Raw genomic sequence first — 5,170 nt, forward strand, 5'->3', positions numbered from 1 at the left:
AATTTGAAAGGGTTGTTAGATATATGCTGGATTTATTTACACAGCACAAGTCAGAGACTTGTAGAATACCCTCACAAGACTGGAGTCTTGCGAGGGCGGTTCGCCTTAGCGGTCACTTGTGGGTTATAATGAATAGTAGGGTCTGTGACCCGGCAAACAAACGCCAAACTTATATAAAACTGAGTACTCAAACAGATAAAAATTTTATAATAACCAGCATGTATATATATATCGGCATTTAGCTATTCATCCAAGGTGAGTGTGTTAGCCCCTCAATACTCAAACTGTAACTCAAACTAACCAAATACAAAATCAGTGTGGGAGAGCGGAGAGTGAGAGTGTAAGACCTCAACACTCAAACTGTAACTCAAACTGACTTCTGCCTCACAATTCTCGAGTCTTGTGAGGTCTAACTGCAAGTCACTTTACTTGCCCATGCCAATGCCCAATGAATGGTTTATCAACACTAACAAATTTTTTAGTGAATAATTCCCCGCAAGCCTTTACCGGTTTGCACACTCACTTACGGATATCCAATTACAATACAAGCTTCCACATTAATAAAATCAGTATAGTCTACTAGCGTATTATAACACCTACCAGTAAAATTTAATTTAACTTTTTTGGTTTTAATACCATTATTAAGCTTGTAATTTTCTACAGATGCTACTTTAAAATTAGCAGAAGCGGGTTGGAAGTTGAATTTCCTAGAGGAGTAGGTAGTTCCGGAACTGTCTACCCAATTGATATAAACTCCCCCTTTTTGTAAAGTTGGATTTATAAAACTAAAGTTCCCGGCTTTTACAAAATTATCTATATAGGAATTTTGGCCTTTGCTTGTTTTTCCAGAATCAACAAATATAATATTGAAGCGGGGATTGCAAGTAGAGCAGCCAACGGGTGCCATGCTCGATTTAAATTGATAACAGCTATCAACACCGTTATAACTGCTCTGTTCCCATTGAGAATACATATACATGCCGCCATCACCTGCAGCCAAATAAATGGAATCGCTCACATTTTTCTGCCCTTTAATGAAAAACTCAGGACTTGTGTTACTTGTTGGGGGCAATAGTGGATCGGGCTTGGTACAGCCAGTAGCCAGTATAAATCCCAATATGATATATAATATACTTTTCATGGTATTAATAATTTAAAAAGTTGTAATGGATATATAAATTGAAACCGCGGTTATAAATATTCTCTTGTTGCACACCAAAGTGTGTTTTAGAAGCCACTGGAACAACGCCAAAGAAATATTTCAATTCCATACTCCAACGTTTTTTGAACTGATATTGATAGGATCCAAAAAATTGTGGATCAAACAAGGTAAGCCCGGTTTTATGATTGGGTTCTGAATATTTTACGATAGCAGGAGTTTCAAAATCTTGTTGTACTTGTGTTACAATATTATTTTTGGTATATATTAAAAACGACAAACTAGCTCCAACTTTTAACCAATTATTTTTATTTATTCTACCTTTATAATAAAATGGAAATGATATATAATCCAATCTATTAGTTGTTACTGTATTTGTATAGTTTGTGATGCCGAAATTATACGATTGTGCATTATACACTTTTGATATATCAATATTACCCGAGTTGTAATATAATATACCTATTCCCAGCATGAAATTTGGTTTTAAGTTTTTTTCAAAATTTATTCCGCATGATATAGAAACATTTGGTTTGTGGCTTATGCCAGCATCGCATGTAGCACCTGCATACAGGCCAATCCACCGCTTGCCTGGGCTAAGTGTATCTGTATTTTTTTCCTTTTGCAAAAAAACAGAATCAATTTTATTTTGATTTTTTTTGCTTTGAAAATCTTCCACAACATCGGGTACTTTTTTCACAAATGCCTTTTCAATTTCAGTATTCATTATTACTTTTTCACTTTGTTTTATCGATGCAGTATTTGGTATAGCAGCTTCTTTTGCCTGAATATTATTTTGATATTCTTTATAATCATCCATAAAATATTTTTTGCTCGTATTTTTTTGATATAAAATAGGAACATTGTTCTCTTTTATTTCATTATTTGATGGATTATTACTGCTATTATTATTTGTAGTTTCATTCTTTATTTCAGGTTTTGTAATAGTGGGAAGTTTATTTCCTGAAGTGATTTTTTCTGATTGTATATTGTTATTTGAATCTCTCATGAGCATCCATGTCCCAATTCCGCTGGCGAATCCCACAAAAATAAATATCCAGAAAAAACCTTTACTACGTTTCTTTTTTTCTAGAAGCTTTTCAGCTTCTAGCCAATATTCTTCCTTAAAGCCGAAATCTTTGTTATCATATTTCCGTTTCAAAAAATCATCGAATGGTTCTCTTGGGTCAGGCATTTTAGTTGATATAATTTTTGAAAGTATATAATATAAATATAATAATAAGACTAGCACCACCAACAGTATAGTTTTTAGGGATAGAACTTCCCATCATACTTATCAGTAGTTCTTTTAATTTGGTTCGTGCTTGGTTCACATGCCATTTGCTAGTACCCACACTCATGCCTAGTTGTTCCGAAATTTCTTGGTGACTAAACCCATCAATCGCAAATAAATTAAAAACTTTTCGACTCATTTCTGGCAATTTTTGCATGGCCTGTTCAATATGTTCCACTTCAATTTTCTTATCAGCCTCATTCAAGTCAAAATCATTTTGAAATTCATTAAGTTCGCTATGTTCTGTTAATTCTATCATGGCTTTATAGTTTTTTTGTCGTCTGAAATCATCAATACATACCCGCACAGTAACGGTTCTAAGCCAACTTTCGAATAATTGACTACTATCATAGTAATGCAAATTAGTCAAAGTTTTTAGATAAGCTTGGTTTACCAATTCCTTGGCTCCATCAGTCCCATTGGCATAACGGTAACAAATACCCATCATAAAGCCATAGCACAAGCGGTAAAGCTCATACTGCGATCGGCGGTCGTTGTCAATACAGCCTTTTAGTATGGTCGGGTTTATTGTTAGCACGCTTGCAAAAGTATGTCAATTGGGAATACGCAGCTCGTTTTGCAGAGGTTGGGTAGGCTGTTGAAATAAAAAAATAAATCATGGCTAAAAATAAAACCAGGGTCTTATGGATAGGTCGCTATTTTCCAAATTGCGAATCCAAATATCTGGTGTCATTAGGCGAATGTGGTGATACAATAATATTGAAAAAGTGAGCAATAAAAGTGATTTCATACCATTTCTATTTGTCGAAAGTAAAACTATTGAAAAAACTGTTCGATTTACAAGCACCACCTGTAGATTCTATTATAAAAAATAAACCGTCTTTCTGGAATAGTACGACCTCATAACCAGTATCGACCGAGAAATACTTAAATTTATAGGCATCGCAACCCGCAAATTTTGTTTTCTCAGATACACTTTTATAATAGGACTTATAATTGCTGGCATTTTCTTCGAGGCTCAACTTATTTTTTTGAATACCAATAGTAAAACGACCTGAATTGTCTTCAAATGCTTCAAAATATTCTCCGTTACGGTAGTAATTTTTAGGATTTTTTACACCTGATGGGAGTAAAATACTAAAATCATACTTTCTATTTTTCAATACTTCCCAACCCTTTAATATATCGCAGTTGCTTGTGATGAGTTCGTCTACGTTTTTTAAAGAGAAATCAGGATTTTCACTCGTCATTACTTCATAAGTTTTATATAAGTCATCGCATGCATATTCTTTTGCATTTATTTTGGAAGTGGCTGTCGTAATATATTCATTCGTGCCACCGTTCAATATACAATTGGCCCTTAAAAAGTACGACATGAAAGAATTGTGGTCAAAGCCTGTAGCTGTATTTAGATAGATGAGAGCAAGATTGTAATCTCCTAATAAATAACGTGCATAAGCCAAATTCTCATATACATATTTTGGAACAGACTCCGAACGATCTTTACTTAAATCTACGGCCTTGGTGATATCTTCCAAGCCACCATCATAATCTTTCTGCAAGCATTTTATATAACCCCTGCCATTATAACCCTCATACGTATTTGGATATTTTGCTATAATTGCATTGTATTCATCCATACTCCCTTTGTAGTCTTTTAAAAACATTTTACATTTTGCCAACAATACCCAGGAGGGAATAAGTGTATCAGTTTTCAATTGTTCATTTATATCTGCTGCACAATTTGCATAATCGCCCAATAAATATTTTGCTTTTGCACGCATTCCAATTGCATCTACTTTATTAGCGGTTAGTTCCATGCTTTTGTTTAAGTCTTCAATAGCAGCATCAAGTAGTCCTTTACTTTTTGTCTTGGTGTTGGTATACATCCTAATATAAATTTCAGCACGCAGATAATATACAGTAATATCTTTATATCCTGCTGAAATTAAAAAATCATAACCGCTCAAGGCTGGTGTGTATTCACCCATATTCAAACAATTATAGCTTCGCCAGAATATGATATCATGGTCTGTATTTTTAAATTCATACGCTTTTCCATCAGCAAAATATTTACTGGCTTTGGTATAAAGTCCATTTATTGTTAAAGCATAGGCAACTGTATTATAAAGTTTTATTTCGTTGAATTTAATATCTCGTTGATATGCTTCTATGGCAATTTTATTATATTGCTCCAATTTTTCATAACTGCCAATTAAATATTCATTATACGCAATTCCTTTTGCAATTTCTTCTACTTTCGCAGCTAGATTAATTGTTAATATATAATTCTTTTCAGAAAATGCTTTTTTCATTCCATCAATTGCTTTCTCCGATTCAGTTGGTTGCCGCGAATAACTTGCAGCCGAATTAAACGTGGAACCTGCTTTATTAGGAGTTGGATTATATTGAGGAAGAACGAACGGTCTATAGGAAGAAGGGACAAAAGGTGTCGGCTTTGTAACATATACCGTCATTGTATTATAGTGCATAGTGTAGGTGTTTTGTGCATTACACCATTGTAATAATGTTATTGTTGAAATTAATGCATATAGCTTTTTCATGTTGTAAATAATTAGAATTATAATTCAAACAAAAGTATGTGAAATTTGTGATTGTTGCAGGTATAATTTTATTTCAGTGTAGGATAGAAAATGTATTAGACCTCTTTCATAATTCGATTCTAATAAATATAAAGGTTTGAAACACGAATTTTAAAACTTAGAAGGCTGCCCTTTTTTATTTACAGCAGCCCG

General features: G+C 33.6%; 4 protein-coding genes. All 4 read right to left on the bottom strand.

Annotated elements, in window-relative coordinates; genetic code table 11:
* Positions 1-523: 523 nt before the first annotated feature.
* The gene (locus SGJ10_13835; GenBank protein ID MDZ4759202.1) at positions 524-1,141 is read right to left on the bottom strand and encodes a hypothetical protein; all 618 of its coding nucleotides are present in this window, start codon (positions 1,139-1,141) and stop codon (positions 524-526) included.
* A 4-nt stretch (positions 1,142-1,145) separates the two neighbouring features.
* Positions 1,146-2,354, bottom strand: coding sequence for a hypothetical protein (locus SGJ10_13840; GenBank protein MDZ4759203.1), 1,209 nt, complete (start codon positions 2,352-2,354; stop codon positions 1,146-1,148).
* A 1-nt stretch (position 2,355) separates the two neighbouring features.
* The gene (locus tag SGJ10_13845; GenBank protein MDZ4759204.1) at positions 2,356-2,991 is read right to left on the bottom strand and encodes an RNA polymerase sigma factor; all 636 of its coding nucleotides are present in this window, start codon (positions 2,989-2,991) and stop codon (positions 2,356-2,358) included.
* Positions 2,992-3,211: 220 nt separating this feature from the next.
* Positions 3,212-4,978, bottom strand: a complete 1,767-nt coding sequence (locus tag SGJ10_13850) for a hypothetical protein (protein MDZ4759205.1) — start codon at positions 4,976-4,978, stop codon at positions 3,212-3,214.
* Positions 4,979-5,170: the final 192 nt, after the last annotated feature.

The organism is Bacteroidota bacterium (genome assembly GCA_034439655.1).
Taxonomy (GTDB): Bacteria; Bacteroidota; Bacteroidia; order UKL13-3; family UKL13-3; genus CANJUD01.

What these genes read in the sequence shown, in the direction of transcription:
- SGJ10_13835 (MDZ4759202.1), bottom strand. Translation starts at nt 1,141, where the DNA reads ATGAAAAGTATATTATATATCATATTGGGATTTATACTGGCTACTGGC.
- SGJ10_13840 (MDZ4759203.1), bottom strand. Translation starts at nt 2,354, where the DNA reads ATGCCTGACCCAAGAGAACCATTCGATGATTTTTTGAAACGGAAATAT.
- SGJ10_13850 (MDZ4759205.1), bottom strand. Translation starts at nt 4,978, where the DNA reads ATGAAAAAGCTATATGCATTAATTTCAACAATAACATTATTACAATGG.